This is a genomic window from Sphingobium sp. CCH11-B1 (assembly GCF_001556865.1).
GTDB lineage: Bacteria > Pseudomonadota > Alphaproteobacteria > Sphingomonadales > Sphingomonadaceae > Sphingobium.
In genome coordinates this window covers 69,821-88,188 of record NZ_LSJY01000202.1, presented here as the reverse complement: position 1 = coordinate 88,188, position 18,368 = coordinate 69,821, and the positions used below count along the sequence as shown (strand labels likewise).

Genomic DNA, 18,368 nt, shown 5'->3' with positions numbered 1-18,368 from the left:
CTAAATGTCAAAATGTGCGGGAAATATGCGAAGTTAAGGCGAAGGACGAGGATGGCCGGAACGAACGACATGGGGCTGGTAAAGGGGGCTGCAACGGCCGACGGCCGGCCGCGCCAGGGCTTCTGGGGCCTGTGGAATATCAGCTTCGGCTTCTTCGGCATCCAGATCGGCTTCGCGCTGCAGAACGCCAACATGTCGCGCATCTTTCAGTCGCTTGGGGAAAATCTCGATAATCTCGCTCTGCTATGGATCGCTGCGCCGTTGACTGGCCTGCTGGTCCAGCCGGTGATCGGCCATTATAGCGACCGGACATGGTGCCGCCTCGGCCGACGCCGGCCCTATTTCTTTGCTGGCGCGTTCTTTGCGGCGCTCGCCCTGTTCGCCATGCCCAATGCGCCGGGCTTGATGGCCGCTGCTTTGATGCTCTGGATTCTCGACGCCTCGCTCAACGTCTCGATGGAGCCGTTCCGGGCTTTTGTCGGCGACATGCTGGCAAAGGACCAGCATATGGCCGGCTATGCGATCCAGACCGCCTTCATCGGCGCGGGCGCGGTGATCGGCTCCTCGACCCCCTGGCTGCTCGATCAGATGGGCATCTCCAATGTCGCGCCCGCCGGCATGATCCCCGACACAGTGCGGGTAAGCTTCTACATCGGCGGCGCGGCGCTGTTCCTGGCCGTTCTCTGGACCGTCCTTTCCACCCGCGAATATTCGCCCGAACAAATGGCGGGCTTTGCCCCGGCCAGCGAAGCCGCGACACAAAAGGAGGCCCCGCCGGTCCCCCCCGGCGGGCCGGTCTGGATCGTCGCGGGATTCGCCATCATTGCGGCAGTATCGGGCTGGGCGCTGGAAAAGGAACTCTACCTGCTGGGTGGCCTGCTCGCCGCCTATGGCTTCGCCCGCGTGGTTGCCCGGGGCCGCACCGATAATCTGCTGGCCCATGTGGTCGGAAATTTCGCGGCCATGCCGATCATGATGAAGAAGCTGGCGCTGGTCCAGTTCTTCACCTGGTCGGCGCTCTTCATCATGTGGATCTACACCACGCCGGTCGTCGCGCAATATGTCTTCGGATCGGCGGATCCCACCAGCGCCGCCTATAATGAGGGGGGCAACTGGGTCGGCATCCTCTTCGCCACATATAATGGCGTCGCTGCCTTCGCCGCGCCCTTCCTGCTCCAGCCGCTTGCTCGCCGCATCGGCCAGGCACGGACCCATGCGCTGGCGCTGGCGCTCGGCGGGCTCGGCTTCCTCTCCTTCCTTGTCCTGCGCGATGCACAGGCGCTGCTGTTGTCGGAAGTTGCGATCGGCATCGCCTGGGCCTCGACCCTAGCCATGCCCTACGCGATGCTCGCTTCCAGCGTGCCGCAGAGCAAGCTTGGCATCTATATGGGGCTGTTCAACGCCTTCGTCGTCATTCCGCAATTGCTGGTGGCGACGGTGATGGGCACCATCATGCGCCACTTCTTCCCAACCGAACCGATATGGACCATGGCCTTTGCCGGCGCGGTCATGATGCTGGCTGCGCTCGCTACCCTGCGTTGTCGGGATTGAACGACAATATGGAGCCGGTTGCGCAGTTGCCCTGCCTGGCGCTCTGCCGCCCATAAGATTCTGACATCCTCTCAATCTCCCGTCGGAGGCTCGGCTATTGATATTGTCTGAGTTTAAGGCCAATAGAGCCTTGGGAGGATATTGCATTGCAGGACCGCAATCAAAGGCGCCGATGGACGATCCGATCGCTGATGCTCGCTCTTTCGGTCGCCGTCGTCCCGATGGGCGCGCCAACTGCGGCCCACGCCCAAAGCGCAGTCGGGCATCCTGAATGGCCAGGTCCCGGGCAACTGTTCGTCGGGACTTGTTACCAGCCAATCGACCGCTCGCCGGCGCAGATAAAGCAGGACATCGCGCTGACGAAGGCGGCGGGCTTCAACATGGTCCGCATGGGCGACCTGTCCTGGGATTCGTTCGAGCCTGAAGAAGGCCGCTTCACCTTCCAATGGTTCGACGATGTCCTCAAACAGATGCACGCGACCGGCATCCGCGTCATCGTCGACATCCCTGGTCAGCCGGCGCCGATCTGGCTCCACAAGGCGTATCCCGGCGTCGACATCGTCAGCCAGGAAGGGGACGTGGTGAACCCGGCGTCGCGCTACTGGGACAATATCAGCGACCTGGACTATCGCCGCCTCGCGCATCGCCTCGCGGAAAAGCTGTTGCAGCGATATGCGAACATCCGGCGGTCATCGCGGTCGCCTCCACCAACGAGATCGGCAATGGACAGCTATATCTGGCGACCGCGCCTCAGACCGAGTTGCTGGGGCCGCTGATCCGCTCGCTCTATCCGTCCTTGGGCATCAAGCCGGGGCCCGTCACCCCCGCAGGCGTTTTCGCACGGACCGTCGAAGGACGGTCCTTGTACGTCAACTCGAAGAACGTCTCTGCCACGGTGACGTTCGAAGGGACGAAGACAGGCCTGCTGTCGCGCCAGAGCTATACCGGGAAGATCGAACTGCCGGCGTTCGGCGCCGAGTTGCTGCAATAGCCTGCCCGTTTGCTTCGACGCACATGCACTGTGGGAACGGCCGCATCTCCTGATCTTCGTCGCAGACTCCTAAAATATCTTGTCTGAGTATTATGTGGCGTGATCGTCTCTATTGGTATAATCGTGAACCCGCACGGGCCGAATGGAGCGTGGAAATGCGCCCCGCCTGGCTCCCCGAAATGCTTTGCGGCAGAACACAAAGAATGATTGCAGGAGGAAATATGAAACCGAGGCACGGCTTCCCACGCGGAACGATGCTGGTCAGTGCCGCGACGCTCGGCATCGCCGCGCTGGCGGCAGCATCGACTGCCGGCGTCTCGCAATCGCCAGCGTTCCGCTGGAAATCCTCTGCCCCCCTCATCACGCCGCCAGCGCAAGTCACGCCGGATTTCTACGGCGTGAAAGATCCGTCGATCGTCTATCATGGCGGGAAATATCATGTGTTCCTGACCATGGCGACGGCCAAGGGCTGGGGATTGGCCTATACCTCCTTCAAAGACTGGAAGGACGCGCCGAAAGCGAAGATATTCGGGCTTGAAAACTCGCCGATGGGCCCTGGCTATCGCGCCGCGCCGCAAATCTTCTATTTCGCGCCGAAAAAGCTCTGGTACCTGATCTATCAGGGCGGTGATCCGCTCTATTCGACCAGCAGCGACATCGCCGATCCTATGTCGTGGAGTGCCCCCAAGCCGTTTTTCGACAAGGCGCCGGACATTGTGACCCAGCCGAACGGTCATCCGGCCTGGCTGGATTTCTGGAATATCTGCGATGACCGCAACTGCTATCTCTTCTTCACCGACGATAATGGCGGTTTCTACCGCGCAGAGACATCGCTGAAGAATTTTCCTGACGGCTTTCACAATACCCGCCGCGTCATGCAAGCCCCGCGCGACGATCTGTTCGAAGCCAGCAACACCTATAAGATCGCCGGGACGAACACCTATCTGACATTGGTCGAAGCGATCGGACCGAAGGGACGCTATTTTCGCGCGTGGAAAAGCGATGGCCTGGCAGGCGAGTGGCAGCCCCTGACGCCGACCCCCATGAACATATTTGCCGATTCCGATAACGTCGCCTTCGAGGGGCGCGTCTGGTCCGAAGGCGTGTCGCACGGTGAGATGGTCCGCGCGACGAGCGACCAGACCCTGACGATCGACCCGTGCAAACCCCTTCAATTCCTGTATCAGGGGCTCGATAAGGCGAAGGGCAAGACCTATGAATATATCCAGTTGCCCTACCGGCTCGGCGTCATCACGGCGGCCGGTCCGAACCCCATAAGCAGAATGTGTACAAAATAGTCGACGGTTTGCGACCAGGAGAGGGCAAGGCCCGAAGGAAGGTGTCGCGACACGCAAATTCGCGCAGCCGGTTCCAAGCCCGGCCTGGGCGACTTGTTCGGCCACGACTATCGTGGCGATCCTGATCGCACTCGGTGTCCTGGGCTTCTCGGTCAACGGGGGCAGAGGACCATGTTCGCTCTGGCCTCGCATATCTATCCTGCACGAATCCGCGCGACCGGCGCAGGCTCCGCTCCGGGCTTGGGCCGCATCGGCGCCATGGTGCGTTCGCTCGCTGGTGGCCTGATCCTGACGAGCGGGAACACCCATGGCTTCGGACGTCGCCTGAGGCCCGTTCCATCAATATCGCAGGCTGATGGTCGCAAGGATGGTGCGCGGCGCGCCGTAATAGCCCTGATCATAGTTGAGCGCGGTCAGATATTTGGCATTAGTGACGTTCTTGAGATTGGCGCTGATCTGGAGATTGTCGGTGAGCCGGTAGCTGGCCAGGAGGTCGAGCAGCGCATATCTGGGCTGGGTGATGCGGACTTGTTGGCCAGTAGTGACAGACGTTATGCCCGCCGGCTCCAGATAGATTTTGCTCTGATACTGCACCGCCGCGCCAACCTTGAGCGCCGGCAGCGCAGGCGGCGAGTAAGTGAGGTTCAGTCGGCCAAGCTGGCGCGGAACGAAGGTGCGGACCGGCCGGTCATCGTCGCCGCGCAGGCGCATGATGGTATAGCCGCCGGTCGCCTGGAGCCCCGGCGCGAGCAGGCCGGCGAACTCGAACTCAACCCCCTGCGACTTCGCATCGACGCCGCGATAGATGGTCTGTCCGATTGTCTCGTCGAAGCCCGCGGCTTCAGCGCTATTCTTCTGCCGGGCCTGGAAGATGGCGAGGCTGGCGTTGAGGCGGCCGCCCATCCATTCGCCCTTTAGACCCGCCTCCAGATTGTCGCCTTTGATCGGGTCGATCAACGCGCGGTTGGCGGTCGTCTCCGTCTGCGGATTGAAGATGGTGGCGAAGCTCGCATAGGCGCTGATACTTTCCGTCAGATCGTAGGTCGCGCCGACGAACGGCAGAAAGCGGGTCCAGTCATAGGCCATGTTCGCGCCGTAGGAGAAACCCTTGCTGGTGGCATGGGTGAGGTTGCCGCCCAGCATCAGCTTGAAGGGATCGGCGAGGCTGAGCCGGATGAGACCATAGCCGGTTTCGCGCTTGGTCGTGCGGTCGCCGCTTTCGAGAAAGCTGGTGTTGAAGACGGTCGGGAAGTTCGGCTCGGGGGTATTGCCGTTCAGTACATCGTCGATCGAGAGTTCGAGGCCGATCGCGCCATAATCATAGCCCGATGTCTGGACATAGCGCTGGGCGCTGCGGTTGACGCCGAACATCACGTCATGTTCGCGCCCGAACAGCGCGACCTTGCCCGCGACATAGGCGTCGATCGTGAGGTTGCGGGTTTCGGCCCGGAACGCGCCGGGATAGCTGCGGATGTTGCCGCCCTTAGCGCTTTCCGACGGGTCGATGCCGTCGGGGAAGGCCGCGCTGGGATTGCCATAGACGTAGAAGAGCCGGTCATCCTCGCTGACGGCGCGGCGGACGACCGTCAGCTTGGCGTGCCAGTCGTCGTTGAAATGATGGACGAGGTCGCCGAAAATCTGGCGGTCGATGACGTTCCAGCCGGCCCAGTCGGGGCCACTGTTGGCCGAGCGCGGCAGGTCGATGCGGGTTCCGTCCGTGTAGTAGAGCGGGAGCGCCCCCCAGGTCGCGCCGCGGCTTTGATGGTCCTGATGGCCGTATCCAACGGTGAGCGTGGTTTGCGGGCCAAGATCGGCCTCGACTATGCCGTAACCGGTCCAGCGGCGCAGGCCGTAGCGGTCGAGATAGCTATCCTCATCGAGGTAAGCGCCGACCGCACGGGCACGGACGCTGCCGTTGGACGTCAGCGGCGCGCTCACATCGGCGTCGAGGCGCAGATGGTCGTAGGAGCCATATTGCGCGCTGCCGCTCGCCTGGAAGGTGCGGGTCGGGCGCTTGCGGATGAAGTTGACGACGGCGGACGGGTTGCCGGTTGAGGAGAGCAGTCCCGGCGCGCCACGCACCACGTCTATATGGTCGTAGATGGCGGTGTCGATCGAGCCGGTCTGCACTTCGAACGCGAAGGGCAGGCCAATGCCGTCGATCTGGAAGGTCTGAATGTCGAAGCCGCGCGCCGAATAATAGATGCGGTCGGTTTCCTGCGCCTGCACCTGAACACCCGGCACGGTCTTTAAGAGGTCGTTGATGTCGTTGAGCTGAAAGTCCTGGATCTGGGCGCGGGTGACGACGCTGACCGATTGGGGCGTTTGGCGCTGGGACAGGGGGAAGCGCATCGTCGTGGTCTGCTTCTTCACCGCATAATCATCCTGCCCTTCGGTGCGCTGGCCAGTGACGATGATCTCGCCGGCACCGGGTGCGGGAGGCGTTTCGGCGCCGGGAATGGCGACGGTCGCGGCGGCGATGATGGGCAGCAAAACAGGCATGAGGCAGCAGATTCCCTTTCCAATTTCCCGCTGCCTAATCAGTCGACCGGAAGATTGCAAATAATTTGCAATAGCAAAATCAGGCAGGACATTTGTTGGGTACACTGTGCCGCATGTCTGCCAGTCGCGCTTCCAGCGCGCCGCATACCCCTGCGAAAGCCGCTTCTCCCAATACCAGATGCAGCGGCGGATCGGATGCTATGGCAGTATCGACGATCAGCTGGGCACCGCGACCAGGGAGCGCACATCGCCGCTTGAGCCCGATCGCGCTCCCCATTGACGGCTTGGATTTTTGCGGGCCTGCGGGCTCGGGCGGCCAAGGCGTCTCCCCTGGCCATTGCTCGGCGGATCGTCGATGCCGTCGGGGTGGCCAGTGCAGCTCTGACTATGAGCCGACATCGGCAATTTGCTCATCCAGGCATTCGTGCCGCACACTGCGTCCGCAAGAAGAGGGGCGTGACGATCGCGGCGAGAGTCCCGCCATAAACGAGTTTCGCTATAAGGCCGTGATCGAATGCGACGGCTTTCATGTCTAAAAGCCAAAGCGAAGCGCTTGTTACGGACGAGCCGAGTATGATTGCGATGAAGGCAAAGCGCAGCGCCCGCCGCACTATCTTTGGCCGGCTGGGGCCGCTCGGTCCCGATGCGCGGGTAGCGATCAACCCCGGAACCATCGTGCCCATCAATGCGATCATGAACGTCTGCGGCACGAAATCGAATGCGTAGTTGCCCACACCCCAGATCGGCACGGCTTCCATCCCATGGAACAGGAGGAAATAGAAGGCGGCGCTCAAGGTGCAATTGATCACCACGCTGATCCCGGTTTCGCGTGCCAGTGCGGCGGCCGAAAGTGCGGGCGCAGCCATCAGGCGGACCTGGTGCATTGTTCGATGAACCGCAGCAGTTCGTCGCTGACCCGGCGGTCCGCCGTACCCAGATGATAGGCTAGGGAAAAATGATTGTGACCCGTTGCCAGATAGGCTTGGGGCAGGGCGGTCCAGCGTTCGAGGCGCCGCTGGAGCAGTCCGACGAACTCGGCCTGGAACCGGGGCGGGTCGAATTCCGACGCCAGAACGAACAACGGCAGCTTCGTTTCGACAAGCGAGCCAAGGGGCATCATCGCGGCGTGCCGCATCATGTCATCGCCATAATAAGCGCGATCCCGCATGTCATTCGCTTCGGTCACGCCATAGACGCCGGACAGAAGGATCGCGCCGCGAACTCCGGGTTCGTCAGGATAGCGATCGATGAAGCCCGCGACATGCGCTGCGCCCGCCGATGTTCCGGAAACGATGATGGCGTCGGGATTGCCACCATATTGCCCTATGTTGGCGCGCACCCATCGCACCGCCGCAGCGACGTCATCGGCCCCCGCAGGCCAGGGATGGTCGGGGGCGAGGCGATAGTTGATCGTCACCCCGATGAGACCCGCGCCGGCAGCCATGCGGGCGACATTGGCATTCTGCCACGAATTGCCGTCGCCCTTGTCACCACGTAGGAATCCGCCGCCATGGACGAACAGCAGGACCGGCCGGACAGAGCCATCCTTCGGCGCAAAGACGTCCAGCCGATGGCGTGCATGCGGCCCATAGGGCAGATCCACGGCCACCGGCGGACACGCCGCCGCCCGTTCACGCTGCTCGCCGTCGAACAGGGCAACGACGGCGGGCAATGTATCAGGCCCCAGTTCGTTACCCAGCGCGGCGATAGCGTCGCGGATCGCCGCATCCTGCATGGTTCGCCTCAGGCCTCGTCGACGACAGGGTTGGTCAGCGTGCCGACGATGCCGACCGAGACTTCGACCGTATCGCCGCCCTTCAGATAAAGCGGCGGATTGCGCTTGTCACCGACGCCGCCAGGGGTGCCGGTCACGATGACGTCGCCCGGCACCAGTTCAGTGAAGGCCGAGCAATATTCGATGAGCGTGGCGATATCCCAGATCATGTCGGAAATGGGCTGATCCTGCACCAGTTCGCCGTTCACGCGCGTCTGCACCCGCTGGCTCGCCAGATCGGGGATCGCATCGCGCAGGACGAGCGCGGGACCGAATGCGCCCGTCGCCGGGAAGTTCTTGCCGGGCGTGAACTGGATATTATGCCGCTGCCAGTCGCGCGCCGATCCATCGTTGAACACGGAGTAACCGGCGACATGGTCGAAGGCCGCGTCGCGTGTGATCCGCCGGCCGCCCTTGCCGATGATGACGGCCAGTTCACCCTCATAATCGAAGCGGGTCGTCTCACGCGGGCGGACGAGCGCGTCTCCGTCAGCGATCAGCGTGTCGGCCCAGCGCGTGAAAACCGCCGGATGCGCCTTCTGCTCGCGGCCCGTTTCGGCGACATGGGTCGCATAGTTCAGCCCGATGCACAGGATCTTCTCCGGGTTCGGGATGACGGGAAGCAGCGTCACCTCCGCCAGGGCGTAGCCTGCGCTTTCCTTGAGTGCCGCAAGATCGCCCGTCAGATGATCCTTGAGGAACGCTGGCGCGCCGGGGGCACCCAGATCGACAACGCGCTCGCCGTTCAGGCGTCCGAAGCTGGGGGTGCCGTCCGGGCGGCGAAAACTCACATAATGGGTCACGATGTTCATCCTTCTGGAACGGGCCATGATGGCAGTCGAGCAAAAAGCCCATACCGCGCAGCAGCCGGCAATGAAAATCCTGCGGTCAGGCCGCAACGGGATCTGGCGTCCATGTCCTGCGGAACCTGAAACGCTCCTCAGCCTTGCGTAAGCCATCGAAATCCTTGTCAGAAAGCCCCCATTGGTCGATCCGGTTCTGGGGCCATGTCCAGTCATCTGGCGTGCCCACGCGATAATCGTCCGACACCTTTTCGACAGCCGTCGAAAATTCGATCACCGGTCCGAAAGGCGCGATGAAATAGGCGAAGATATTTGCGCCCGGACCATGGCGGCCGGGGCCCCAGGACGGCGCAGATCCATGATCCCGAAGACGGCCGATCCCGCGCATGACCGCATCCATATCCGCCATTTCAAACGCGATGTGGTTGAGTGACGCCACGCCCGCACGGGCAAAGGCGGTGCTGTGATGCGAATCGTTGCAGCGCACGAACACCATGCCTTTTGTGCGGTCGGAAACGCGGAAGCCAAGCACGTCTTCGGCCGCGGTCCCCGTCGCCTCGGCATCGATCGAATTGAACACGATATGCGTCAGCTTGACCGGAAGGTCCGCGCCCTCGATCGGCTCAACTTCGTGCGTGTCTGTCAGAAACCGCAGCAATTCCCCTTCCGGCATCTCGATTTCGATGCCATGCCCGCCGCCCGGATCGCTCGAAACCACGTCCCGCATCGGCCAGCCAGCTGATCGAACGCGATGCTTGAGGGCCGAAAGCTCGTCCGCGTCGCACACGAAGGTGGTGCTGCGGACGAATTCATCGTCCGATTCCTGGATCGCGACGAGATAGGGGAAACCGCCCGATCCACGCAGATAATGTGTCCCGCCTTCGGTTCCCGCCGGGGCCATGCCCCAGATGTCGACCATGAACCCGGCCGCGTCCGCAGCCTTCGGTAACGCCAGTTCGATGCTGCGCAGCCTCATGCCTTTGCTCCTTCATTCAATCCGGCGGCGTCGATCCCGGCCAGCGCGCAGGCTTCGTCGCATTCGCCGGTGTCGCCGCTGATTCCCACCGCGCCGATGATGTCACCTTCGTTCGACCGGATCAGCACGCCGCCCGGCGAAAAGGCGATGCTTCCGCCGACCGCCGCCGCGACGCTCTGGTAGAAGACGGGATTGCCCTTGGCCCGATCGGCCAGCACGCGGCTGTCGGCGCCCATGCCGATCGCGCCCTTCGCCTTGGCAACCGCGATGTCGTACCGATACAGGCTGGCGCCGTCCTCCCGCGCGAAGGCGACGGGATGCGCGCCAGCGTCCAGCACGACGATCGACAGCGGCTTGGCGTCCTTTGACCGGGCGTGCTCGATTGCACCGTTCACTATGGCCTGCGCCTGGCTCAACGAAATCGATGTCACGCACTTACTCCCACAAACAGACCCAGCGCCTTTTCACGCGCAGAAAGCAGCGGCCCGGCCGAGGCCGAGGCGGTTCCGAACACATAATGATCCGGCCGGACGAGCACCGCGTCGACGCCATGACCATCGAGCCAGTCGGTGATCGCGCCCGCATCGCCCAGCGTCGCGGCATCGACACGGGTCACGCCCGGCGCGCCGCCATCGATCCCGTCGTTACGGACAAACAGCCGCCAGCCGCCGCCAATGACATCATCCATCCGTTGCCCCTCGATCATGGGCTGGATGAAACGCACACCGGCGCCCGGCGTTTCCGTCGCGACGATACCGTCCGTGATCGGCGGGATCAGGTCGGCAGCGGTTCGACCGTTATGTCCGTTCTGCGCCGCGCGCATGGACGCGTCCCGCTCGGCCGCCGCAGCGCGATCGAGCATGCAAATATAGCGACCCGCGCCCACCGCGGCACCGATGACGCTGCGAACATGTGGGTCACGCTCACACTGGTAGCTGTCGACCAATGCGGGCGAAGCGCCGTCGCGTACGATGGCCGCCATCTTCCACGCGAGGTTCGCGACGTCGCGCAGACCATGGCACATGCCCTGTCCGAAGAAGGGTGGTGTCTGGTGCGCTGCATCGCCGGCGAGGAACACGTTGCCGACCTGCCATTGCTCGGCGACCAGCCCATGGAATCGATATGTCGCCGCGCGGATGATGCGATGCGGGACATCCTTCATCCAGGCCCCCACAAGCTCCGCCACCTTGTCATCCGCCATCATCGCCTGATCATCTTCGCCCGGCAGCAGCATGAACTCCCACCGCCGATGCTGTCCGCGCCCCGGCACAATTGTCGCCGGGCGGGATGGATCGCACATCATCACCGACAGGCGCTGAAGGTCGGCTTCGGGCGGCACGCCGCCGATCGGCGGGAAACTGACCGGCCCGTCCACTTCGGCATCGACCACCAGCCAAGGTTCCTCGAAATCCAGATCGTCAAGGGCGATGCCAAGCGACTTGCGCACCGCGCTGCGCGCGCCGTCGCAACCGATCACCCAACGCGCCGAAATCTCCCGCGCTTCGCCGTCCTGATCGTAGCGGACCACCACGCCGCCATCCGTCTGCTCAAGCGACTGGAACACTGCGCCCAGGCGAAGTTCGACGCTGTCGAGCGTCGCCATCCCCTCGCGCAGGTGCGCCTCCAGCTCGGGCTGGTAGAAGAAATAGTCGTTCGACCAGCCGAATGGGCGGGGTTTGCCCGCTGTCCCCATGAAGCGGATCACGTCATGATCCGCCCCGACGTGCAGATGTCCGTCGGTCGCGACCATGTCGGGCAACACCCGGTCGATCACGCCCGCCGATTGGAACAGCCGCATCATCTCATGGTCGAGGTGCACCGCGCGCGGCAGCGGGTGAAGATGGGCGTGGCGTTCCAGCACCAGCACCGATAGTCCGGCGCGGCCAAGCAGGTTTGCAGCGAGCGCGCCGACAGGCCCACAGCCAATGACAATAATATCGAACATATTGGTTCAGGCCGGTTGTGCGGCGGCGGGCGCCTTATGGAGTTCGCCGTCCTTCATCACCATCGTCAGCCGGTCGCGATCCTGCAGGATCGCGATGTCCACCAGCGGATCGCCGTCGACAAGGATGAGATCGGCCAGATAGCCCGGCCGGACGAGGCCGAGCGTGTCGCCCATGCCCATCAACTGGCCGCCCAGCATGGTCGCTGAAGACAGGGCGTCCGCCGGAGTGAAGCCGAAATACTGAACGAAATGCGCGAGGTCGCGGGCGTTGCGCCCGTGCGGATTGAAGGGGAAGCCATAGTCGCCGCCGGTCAACACCCGAACGCCGCGCCGCCTGAGCTCGGGCACCAGCTTCGCCTCAAGCGCCATGCGCTGTTCCGCGCTGGCCTTCATATGCGTCATGTCGACATGCGGCGGGGGATTGGCCTCCAACGCAGCGATCGACACGCCCGGACCCGGCGCATAGAAAAATTCGTCCTTGCGGGCGGCCATCAGTTCGATCGTCGCTTCATCGGCAAAGGAGCAGTGATAGAGGATGCGAGCGCCGGCATTCAGTGCCATCTCGATCGCGTCATGCCCGTAAGCGTGGGCCGCGATCCACAGACCGTGCTGGCGGGCCGCGTCGCCCGCCGCCTTCATTTCCTCGGCCGTATAGAGCACCTGCAAGGCCGTCCCGGGCTTAAGCGCATCCTCGCCCGACACGATCAGCTTGATCGATTTGACCCCGGTGTCGGCGCAATGCTTTACGAAGGCGCGCATCGCGTCGGGGCCGCGGCCGTTGAAGACATCCCCGGTCTCGACACCTTCCTCGCCTTCGGGACTGCGTTCGATCGTCGAGGGGATCATGCGCGGTCCGGGGGTCTTGCCGGCGGCGATGGCGTCGGCCAGTTCCGGCTCGACGCCGTCGGCGAGTGCGCCCGCCGAATAGACGCTCGTGAAGCCATGATCCAGCAGCACGCGCGCATTGCGCCATGCGGCGACCTTCAGCTCATCGGGCGGCAGGATGAACTGGTGGTAGATCTTTTCCACTGACGAGCCCCAGGTGAGATGCGCATGTGCATCCACCATTCCAGGCATCAAAGTCCCACCGCGGCCGTCGATCACCAGGTCCGCATCGCTGCATCCGGCGCCCGCCGGCAGGATTTCAACGATGTGATTGCCATCGACAACCACGCCGCCATCGACCGGATCGGACCCGCTGCCATCGAAGATCCGCACATTAATGATCGCCTTGCGCATCTCACCCTCTCATCTCACGGCGGGGATCATCCTTTAACGAACCTGCAATTTCAAATAATGATTTCGTCTATTAGTATCGTTCGTAGCTATGGATCGGAAGCGCTCCAGATCATTGGCGACTAGGACATCAGCTTTGAATTTGGACTTCACCTCGCCGGGATAACCGGCCAGTTTCTTAGGGTCTGCGCCGCCTTCCCATCGCCGCCGCCAGCGTCGACAAGCCAACTAGCCTACGCATGAACATCCTCTCATTCCCACAAACTCGCGTCGGAACATGAAGTTCGCTCGCCCGTGGGGCACATATGTTCGTAGCGGCTTGGGAATTGAACGTAGGCACGGCTCCACACTCACGTATAATATTGATTCCCTAGCCCACCATCACTTCAGCCTATGGATTGATTATGTCGATTGACCCTCGTTCCCTGAGGACATTCCTGGCCGTCTGCCGCGAGAATTCCATTAGCGGCGCCGCACGCCGGCTGAACATCACCCAACCGTCCGTCTCGGTTACGATCGCCAATCTGGAACAGATGTTGAACGCGAAACTCTTCGACCGCGCGAGATCGGGCATTACGCTCAGTGCCGCCGGTATCGCGTTGCGACGCCGGGCGGAGGCGCTTGAGCAACTCCTTGAGGTCGCCGAAGAGGAGGTGGCGCTGATTCAGCAGGCGATCGACGGCCCCATCCGAATTGGAGGGACGCCGGGCGCGCTTGCCAGCCTGGTGCCCGATATCGTCACCCATCTGCTGGAACGCGGACGCGCATTCGAAATGCGCGTCGTCGAGCGACCCGACGCGGAATTGACCGATACATTACGACGCGGCGAAATCGACATCGCGGTCGTCACGACCGGCATCGAGGTGCCGCCTGACGACATCGTCGAACATGCCATTGCGCGCGATCCATTCTCTCTCATCGTGGGCGCTGCCCATGCAAACCTACCCGATCACATCGCGCTCAATGATGTGACCGACATGCGCTGGGTTATGCCCGATGCCGCCGGCGCGTTCAGACGCCAGATCAACGGGATGTTCATCGCGGCCGCCGCGCCGCTCCCCAAAGACGTCATTCGGTGCGATTCCCTGCTTACGACAAAGGCGATCGTGCGCCGCACCGACTTCGTTGCCCTGCTACCACGGGGCGTTGCCGATGCGGAACTCGCAGCAGGCAGCTTGCGCGCCATTGCATTGAAGGGCGAGCAGATCGATCGGAGCATCGGCTTCCGCACGTTGCGCGATGCCCCCTTCGTTCCGCTGCTAACAGAACTTCTCAACTCTTTTTCTCACTGAACCCCGTATATTCAGCGTAATCTCAAGCAATGGATGTAAGAGCAAACCACATTCCTTCAGCATGGAGCGCATCTGATTTTGAAGATCGCGCCGGATCCGTATAAATCGAGCACCACCAGGGCGAGCCGGGAGAACTGTCCCGCCAGGGTCCCGTCCTTGCCGATCCGGGTCTCGGCCGGCACTAGACAGGAAGGCCAACAGGCTCAGGACAATGTCGATGCAACGACTCCGAATTCGGCATCCATTTCGTCGGGAGGGCCCGCCTGAGAGCAGCCCGTAGAAGGGGCGGTGCAACGCGAGAAGGAGCGTTCACGCGAAGCCCCCAAGGGTTGCGCGATCAGGCGATGCCGGCCGGTATCATTCCGCGCGGGCGGGCACCGGCACGATGATGAAGTGATCGTGGACCTGTCGTTGATCGGGCGTGTCCAGCGGCTTTTGCAGGCCTGTCCGGAGCTCGCCGATAGCCTGTGGCGGCAATTGGAGCGGATGTTCGTGCCGATGCTCGGGCGCTTCGTGCCCGTAATCGCGGCCAGGCTCCGACGTCATTTCGATATGAGCGCCCAGCACGGCGCAAATCGGATGCTTCGCCGCGAAGCTTGCCACCCGATCGACGCTGGCGCGATTGTCGCCCATGAAATTCACCGGCACGTAAAGTCGGCCGGGATAGAGTGTGTCACCAGACAGCAATATCTTAAGACGGGGATCATAAATCATGATCGCGGCGGCCTGATGCCCTGGCGTTGCGATGATGCTGAGCGCCCGCCCGCCAAGATCGAATGTGGCGATCCCCTTCGGCCAGTCGCGGATGCCGAAAAAGGCAGCAACGTCGGATGGCTTCAGCCCGACCAGCGTGGTGTCGGGACGCTCCCGGAAAGCGGCGTCGCCGGCGACATGGTCACCATGGCTATGGCTGTGCGCCACCACTAGCGGGATCGAACGGCGACCGTGCGCGGCGAGCCATTGTGCGATCAGCCGATCGACTGTCGGACGGATCTGGCCGCCTTCCGCCCCCGTATCGACGAGCAAGGCCCTGTCGTGCCCGAAGAGCAGATACAAGAAGGGGGCTTCGAAATTGCTTTTGACCGATTGGCGGATGACGAAACTGTCTCCGTCAAGCTGCTGGACCTGCGTAGCGGGCTCCTGCGGCAGGGTGCCGTCGATCCATTTCTCCGCAAACAGCTTGGACAAGGGGACGCAGGCGGCCGCAGCTTCCTGCACCACGCCGCTCGCCATCAGCAGCGCGCCCAATCCGATGGCCCAAGCGGGCCGCGTCCTGCGTGCGTGCGTGGCCATCGCCTTCCCCCCTCTCCCCTTCCGGCAGACGCGGCGTCCCCCTGCCACCGCCAAATGCCAAGAGGCGCCATCCGCATCGAATGGCGCCCCGATGGTCTTGTCACATCAATATTTGAATCGCGCTTCGACGCCGAAGGTGCGCGGATTGATGACGGTCTGACGATAGTAGCGCAGCAGCACCCCATCGTTCAGGCCCACGCGGGACCGGTCATTGGAAACCGACGCCACGGCATATTTGTCGAAGATGTTGTTTGCGAACAGGATGAGGCTGTAGCGATCGGTCTCGTAAGCGAGTGAAGCGCGGTGCAGCACATAGCTGGGGAGCTTTGCGCCATAGGCGCGGTCCCAGCCGAGCCGCGTCACCACATTGCCGCGATAGGTCGCGGTCCAGTCCGCCACCAGATTGCCGGTCATGAACGGCATCGTGTAGGTCGCGCCCAGGCTGCCGCTGTTCTTCGCGGAACCCGGAAGGCGATCACCCGAGAGCGCGTCCAGCTGAATGGGCGAACTGGGGTAGGTGCCGGGGGGATCGTTGACCGCGATGATCGCCGGAACATCCTGGGTCAGCTTGGCATCGGTGTAGGAATATGTGCCCTGGATCGACAATCCGTCGATCGGCTTCGCCTGGAAGGATGCCTCGAAGCCTTCCGACTTGGCCTTGCCGCCGTTGACGATGATACCGACAATTCCGTTGATCGTCGCGGAATCGACCTGGATGCCGTCCCATTTGATCTGGAAGACGTTGAAGTTGAACGTCAGCCTGCGATCGAAAAGCTGGGTACGGATGCCGAGCTCCGCATTCTTGGTCGTATCGGGCCCATATTGGATTTCATTGGGCAGGGCGCACACATTCTGCTGCGTGGGATCGAGCGGCAGGACGCACGGCGCCACCGTGTTCGGGCCGCCGATCCGATAACCCTTGCTGTATGTCGCATAGGCCATGATGTCGGGCGTGAAATTGTAGGAGCTGTTGAATTTCCAGACCCAGCCGCTCTTCTTCGACTTGCCGCCGGCGGAGGGCAGATCATAGGGGCTGACCGGATCGCCGAGTAGCGGCAGCACGGCGCGACCGGCGACGTCGGACGTATAGCCGAAATAGCGCACGCCGGCCGTGACCTGCCATTCCGGTATGATCCGGAACGTGCCTTCGCCGAAGACCGCTTTTTCCGTCACCTTCGACTTGTTGAAGCTGTTATATTCCACCTCGTCTGGATTGGGCTGCGTGCCGAATTCGACCCAGGGATGGCCCGGCACATGCTCGGTATATTCGTTCAGGCGCTTCTGCTCATTGTAAAAGCCGCCGATCACCCAGTTGAACGGGCCGCCATGGCGGGACACGAAGCGGACTTCCTGGTTGAACTGCTTGCGGCGGTCATGGCTTTCGTTCCAGCTCGAAAAGGCCGGGAAGGATTCATAGCCATAATCGAGGTCGAGAAGAAGGTCGGTATTGTCACCGACGCGGTCGTTCTTGACGTCGGTGTAGGCGGTCGTCGCCACAAGGTCGGCGATGTCCCAGAGGTTGGCATTGATTTCCATGCTGCCCAAATGGGCGCGGCGCTTGACCGGCTCGATATAACGGGCAGCACTTTCATATTTGCCCGTTCCGAACACACCGTCGCTATTATACTGGCCGCCATCGGTCTTGGTCTGCTGGAAGGCGTAGGTGAAGTTGACCTTCAAATCCTCGCTGAACTGGAACAGCAGCTGGTTGCGCGTGGTGAAGGTCTTTTCGAAATTGAGATCCTTCTCCTTGCGCAGGTTCGCGGCATAGCCGGCGGGCGAAATGCTCGTCGGGCCGTCCGGCTGCGGCAGGGACACGCCGGGCGTCTGCAGCAGCAAAGGATAATCGATGAAACCCGGATCGTAGAAATAGCCTGTGGCCGAGCGGAAGGCGATATGGTCCTTCACGATCGGGATGTTGATGACGCCATCCACCTGATATCCGAGCTTGCCGCTATGGCTCTTCCCGTAAAGGCGGCTATGCGCTTCGCCCTCGATCGTGTCGGTATTGGGGCGATTGGGGATGTTGCGGATCGCGCCGGCCAATGTGCCAAGGCCGTAGAGCGTGCCCTGAGGCCCCAGCAGCGTTTCAACGCGCGCAATGTCCAGCAGCTTGAAGTCGTAATAGAGCGGGACTTCACCGAGATAGACGCCGAGCGCGCTGTCATAGGACGCGCCCGTCGCACTGGAATCCGACGCGTTCAGGCCGCGCATCACGATGGTTCCGGTCGAACCTGGGCCGGTATCCGAAATGGTGAGGCCTGGCGTGAAGTCGGCAAGGTCGCGCACGTCGTCGATCCGCTGCCGCGCCAGTTGTTCCTGAGCGACCGCGCTGATGTTGATCGGCACGTCCTGGATCGAAACCGCGCGGCGCGTGGCCGTCACGACGATCTCATTACCGTCGCTGCCTGTACCATCGGCAGCCGCCGCAGCACCCTGAGCGAAAGCCGAAGTGGTCCCAACGCCCATCAATATGGTCGCGCTGAGCAATGTATTGCGAAACACTCTCTTGGTCACTGCGCCCCCCTCTAAAGTTGAGCCTCAAGTGACACCCTTCTCCCCTGGCGCTCTGGCTAGGCCGGCACCTTGTCGGCCGGTGACCGGCCAGTCGTCATCGTCATTCGATCGGTCCCAAGGCCATGCGATGGATCGGCAAGGCCATACCCTCTGGCATTGCCGACAAACGGCGGCGTCGCATCCGGAAGAT

The 18,368-nt window shown here is 62.4% G+C and carries 15 protein-coding genes; 5 read left to right on the top strand and 10 right to left on the bottom strand.

Going from position 1 to position 18,368, the window contains the following annotated elements; translation table 11 throughout:
- Nucleotides 1–51: 51 nt before the first annotated feature.
- From AX724_RS20145 to AX724_RS20130, 4 genes are all read left to right on the top strand, one after another.
- A complete protein-coding gene (locus AX724_RS20145) occupies nt 52–1,551 on the top strand; it encodes an MFS transporter (protein WP_156448193.1) in 1,500 nt (499 codons plus the stop codon).
- A gap of 191 nt (nt 1,552–1,742) precedes the next feature.
- On the top strand, nt 1,743–2,327 hold the full coding sequence (locus AX724_RS20140; protein WP_231736774.1) for a beta-galactosidase: 585 nt from the start codon (nt 1,743–1,745) through the stop codon (nt 2,325–2,327).
- An 86-nt stretch (nt 2,328–2,413) separates the two neighbouring features.
- Nucleotides 2,414–2,542 carry a hypothetical protein gene (locus tag AX724_RS24795; protein ID WP_269454177.1) on the top strand — a complete coding sequence of 43 codons (129 nt, stop codon included), beginning with the start codon at nt 2,414–2,416 and terminating at the stop codon, nt 2,540–2,542.
- Nucleotides 2,543–2,763: 221 nt separating this feature from the next.
- Nucleotides 2,764–3,840, top strand: coding sequence for a non-reducing end alpha-L-arabinofuranosidase family hydrolase (locus AX724_RS20130; protein ID WP_231736773.1), 1,077 nt, complete (start codon nt 2,764–2,766; stop codon nt 3,838–3,840).
- A 339-nt stretch (nt 3,841–4,179) separates the two neighbouring features.
- Here the strand turns inward: AX724_RS20130 and AX724_RS20125 are convergent, their stop codons facing one another.
- From AX724_RS20125 to AX724_RS20090, 8 genes are all read right to left on the bottom strand, one after another.
- On the bottom strand, nt 4,180–6,342 hold the full coding sequence (locus AX724_RS20125; RefSeq protein WP_066770271.1) for a TonB-dependent siderophore receptor: 2,163 nt from the start codon (nt 6,340–6,342) through the stop codon (nt 4,180–4,182).
- A 410-nt stretch (nt 6,343–6,752) separates the two neighbouring features.
- Nucleotides 6,753–7,136 carry a hypothetical protein gene (locus tag AX724_RS20120; RefSeq protein ID WP_197421649.1) on the bottom strand — a complete coding sequence of 128 codons (384 nt, stop codon included), beginning with the start codon at nt 7,134–7,136 and terminating at the stop codon, nt 6,753–6,755.
- 71 nt (nt 7,137–7,207) lie between these two features.
- Nucleotides 7,208–8,077 (bottom strand): alpha/beta hydrolase, encoded by an 870-nt coding sequence (locus AX724_RS20115; RefSeq protein ID WP_066770267.1) that lies wholly within the window; start codon nt 8,075–8,077, stop codon nt 7,208–7,210.
- 8 nt (nt 8,078–8,085) lie between these two features.
- The gene (locus tag AX724_RS20110) at nt 8,086–8,928 is read right to left on the bottom strand and encodes a fumarylacetoacetate hydrolase family protein (RefSeq protein ID WP_066770265.1); all 843 of its coding nucleotides are present in this window, start codon (nt 8,926–8,928) and stop codon (nt 8,086–8,088) included.
- A gap of 76 nt (nt 8,929–9,004) precedes the next feature.
- Nucleotides 9,005–9,895 carry a VOC family protein gene (locus AX724_RS20105; protein ID WP_066770263.1) on the bottom strand — a complete coding sequence of 297 codons (891 nt, stop codon included), beginning with the start codon at nt 9,893–9,895 and terminating at the stop codon, nt 9,005–9,007.
- Nucleotides 9,892–10,326 (bottom strand): GlcG/HbpS family heme-binding protein, encoded by a 435-nt coding sequence (locus AX724_RS20100; RefSeq protein ID WP_066770254.1) that lies wholly within the window; start codon nt 10,324–10,326, stop codon nt 9,892–9,894. Before AX724_RS20100 ends, AX724_RS20105 begins: the two co-directional genes overlap by 4 nt.
- Nucleotides 10,323–11,840 carry a bifunctional 3-(3-hydroxy-phenyl)propionate/3-hydroxycinnamic acid hydroxylase gene (locus AX724_RS20095; RefSeq protein ID WP_066770252.1) on the bottom strand — a complete coding sequence of 506 codons (1,518 nt, stop codon included), beginning with the start codon at nt 11,838–11,840 and terminating at the stop codon, nt 10,323–10,325. The genes AX724_RS20100 and AX724_RS20095 overlap by 4 nt, the downstream gene beginning before the upstream one ends.
- 6 nt (nt 11,841–11,846) lie before the next feature.
- Complete coding sequence (locus AX724_RS20090) at nt 11,847–13,079, bottom strand: amidohydrolase family protein (RefSeq protein ID WP_066770250.1); 1,233 nt, start codon at nt 13,077–13,079, stop codon at nt 11,847–11,849.
- Nucleotides 13,080–13,480: 401 nt separating this feature from the next.
- Here AX724_RS20090 and AX724_RS20085 point away from each other — a divergent pair, with 401 nt between their 5' ends.
- Complete coding sequence (locus AX724_RS20085) at nt 13,481–14,368, top strand: LysR family transcriptional regulator (protein ID WP_066770249.1); 888 nt, start codon at nt 13,481–13,483, stop codon at nt 14,366–14,368.
- 357 nt (nt 14,369–14,725) lie between these two features.
- On the opposite strand, the gene AX724_RS20080 is transcribed toward AX724_RS20085, so the two are convergent.
- Both AX724_RS20080 and AX724_RS20075 read right to left on the bottom strand, forming a co-directional pair.
- Nucleotides 14,726–15,661 carry an MBL fold metallo-hydrolase gene (locus AX724_RS20080; RefSeq protein WP_082733620.1) on the bottom strand — a complete coding sequence of 312 codons (936 nt, stop codon included), beginning with the start codon at nt 15,659–15,661 and terminating at the stop codon, nt 14,726–14,728.
- 105 nt (nt 15,662–15,766) lie between these two features.
- Nucleotides 15,767–18,130 carry a TonB-dependent receptor gene (locus AX724_RS20075; protein WP_066770713.1) on the bottom strand — a complete coding sequence of 788 codons (2,364 nt, stop codon included), beginning with the start codon at nt 18,128–18,130 and terminating at the stop codon, nt 15,767–15,769.
- Nucleotides 18,131–18,368 lie beyond the last annotated feature (238 nt).

Coding starts and splice junctions, on each gene's coding strand:
- AX724_RS20145 (WP_156448193.1), top strand. CDS start 52: ATGGCCGGAACGAACGACATGGGGCTGGTAAAGGGGGCTGCAACGGCC.
- AX724_RS20140 (WP_231736774.1), top strand. CDS start 1,743: ATGCTCGCTCTTTCGGTCGCCGTCGTCCCGATGGGCGCGCCAACTGCG.
- AX724_RS20130 (WP_231736773.1), top strand. CDS start 2,764: ATGAAACCGAGGCACGGCTTCCCACGCGGAACGATGCTGGTCAGTGCC.
- AX724_RS20125 (WP_066770271.1), bottom strand. CDS start 6,342: ATGCCTGTTTTGCTGCCCATCATCGCCGCCGCGACCGTCGCCATTCCC.
- AX724_RS20115 (WP_066770267.1), bottom strand. CDS start 8,077: ATGCAGGATGCGGCGATCCGCGACGCTATCGCCGCGCTGGGTAACGAA.
- AX724_RS20110 (WP_066770265.1), bottom strand. CDS start 8,928: ATGAACATCGTGACCCATTATGTGAGTTTTCGCCGCCCGGACGGCACC.
- AX724_RS20105 (WP_066770263.1), bottom strand. CDS start 9,895: ATGAGGCTGCGCAGCATCGAACTGGCGTTACCGAAGGCTGCGGACGCG.
- AX724_RS20095 (WP_066770252.1), bottom strand. CDS start 11,840: ATGTTCGATATTATTGTCATTGGCTGTGGGCCTGTCGGCGCGCTCGCT.
- AX724_RS20090 (WP_066770250.1), bottom strand. CDS start 13,079: ATGCGCAAGGCGATCATTAATGTGCGGATCTTCGATGGCAGCGGGTCC.
- AX724_RS20085 (WP_066770249.1), top strand. CDS start 13,481: ATGTCGATTGACCCTCGTTCCCTGAGGACATTCCTGGCCGTCTGCCGC.
- AX724_RS20080 (WP_082733620.1), bottom strand. CDS start 15,661: ATGGCCACGCACGCACGCAGGACGCGGCCCGCTTGGGCCATCGGATTG.
- AX724_RS20075 (WP_066770713.1), bottom strand. CDS start 18,130: ATGGGCGTTGGGACCACTTCGGCTTTCGCTCAGGGTGCTGCGGCGGCT.